This is a genomic window from Flavobacterium sp. (genome assembly GCF_031363805.1).
Classification (GTDB): domain Bacteria; phylum Bacteroidota; class Bacteroidia; order Flavobacteriales; family Flavobacteriaceae; genus Flavobacterium.
The window spans coordinates 1-1,859 of the sequence record NZ_JANLVD010000262.1 but is presented as its reverse complement, the minus strand read 5'-3'; the positions used below and the strand labels follow the sequence as shown (position 1 = coordinate 1,859).

General features: G+C 28.2%; 2 protein-coding genes. Both read left to right on the top strand.

What is annotated here, in order from left to right; all coding sequences use genetic code 11:
• Window positions 1-1,233: hypothetical protein (locus RMN92_RS13905; protein ID WP_309610042.1), on the top strand; the 1,233-nt coding region annotated here is incomplete at its 5' end.
• Between the two features lie 16 nt (window positions 1,234-1,249).
• On the top strand, window positions 1,250-1,859 hold a 610-nt coding region (locus tag RMN92_RS13900), incomplete at its 3' end, for a DKNYY domain-containing protein (RefSeq protein ID WP_309610041.1).

Below are 1,859 nucleotides of genomic sequence, written 5' to 3'. Positions count from 1 at the left end.
GCAAAACAGATTATTTGTAATTATTATGTGAACAATAAAATAGAAATGGTAACCATCCCAAAACAGTTCGTGGAACCATTAAATAGTTATAGTGCAGGCGTAGATTTAGATAATTTAAATCATAATTTTGAAAAAGACAGTGCCAACTTTTTAAAAATTTGCGAAATACAGAAGGAATTTTATCAAAATGCACATCACGAATTTTGCAATTTTTTCTATAATAATTTAGGCAATCCATATTCGAATCATGAGCATTATTTTGCAATGAACTGTAACAATTATGGCATTGTTTTAGGCGAATTAGATCAATATGAATTATCGATTCCAATATTTGAAACAGGTTTTCAACTATCGCCATTTTGGCAACAGCTCAATTCTCTCGCACATGCACAATATATGAGCAATAAATATCAAGATTGTATCAATAGCATAGATATTATGTTTACTAGATACATAAATTATCTGCCATTAGAATTTTACGTTTACAACAACCGCATTTTAGTTGATTGCTATAATCAAACCAATCAACAAATTTTGGCTTTCCAAGTTATTGAAAAAATTGAAAACGAAAAAGAATTTCTTGAAACCGAAATGTTCAAACTTAATGATTATGCCAAAATTTGGGGCGATTTGAATATTATTTTAAATGAAAAAGCACTTTTAATTCAGAAAAATGAAAGCGTTGAAAATTCTATTTTAGAATTACAAAAACGTTTAGCAACTGAACCTGATAATGAATTGATTTATTTCATGTTATTTCAACAATATCATCAGGAAAAGCAATATGATAAAGCTGTAGCTTGTGCTGATAATTACTATCAATTAGTGAAAAATATTGATGATAATTCCCATCAAATTTATTCCTACAGACGTGGTGCTTCGCTGCGCAGATTAAACCGAATGCAGGAATCAATTGCCGACTTAGAAAACGCTGTAAAACTAGATTCAAATGACTATTGGAGCAAGCACGAATTGGCTTTATCTTACTTTTATGACAACCAAATATCCAAATTTATCACTTTAGCTTCTTGGTGTGTAAAAGAATATATCAAACAAGATTTTAATTGGGATAATGAAATAAGTGAACTCACATTCAACTTAATATCGGTTTATCAAAAAGAAAACAATAAAAAAGAAATTATGAATCTTGTGAAGTTTATTTTAAGCAAGGATCCAAATAATATTGAAGCCAAAAAATTAAAGAAAGAATTTGGCGGTTGGTTTGGGTTTTAATAAATACGGGAAAATTATGTCAGAAATTATAATTAATAAAAATTATTCTAAAAACAAAAAATCAGTTTTTTGCAATGGCGTTGCTTTGCCAAATTCTGATCCTGATTCGTTTACAATCGTATCCGAAAACAGTTGTTTTGCCTATGACAAAAACCAAGTTTATGCCTTGAGTTCGTCAGCTGAAGGAATTCAAATTTGGGAAGATGTTGATATTGAAACCTTAATTTTTATAAAAAATAGTGATTATTTCACTGATAAAAATCATCTGTTTTACTTCAACTTTCACTTCATCGAATATAAAAATCATTTTACAGACAATCAATTACATAATCTTACGGATGAATTTTTTTATAAGTTTGAAAATGGCGAATGTATACCAACAGGAATTAGTGAAAATGAAAAGTCTGAAATCATTAAAAGAGAAGGAACAATAAAACGTTTTTTACAATATCATTATCCAAGAAAAGATGCTTGGTGGAACAACGATGAAGCATTTTATGAAAAAATTATTCCATTAAAAAATCATATTTATCATTTTCAGAACAAAGTATATTTTTTGGTCGATACTACTTTTGGTTATCCTTTTTATAATGTAGATCGCAATCCAAATTATTTTTCTATAATTC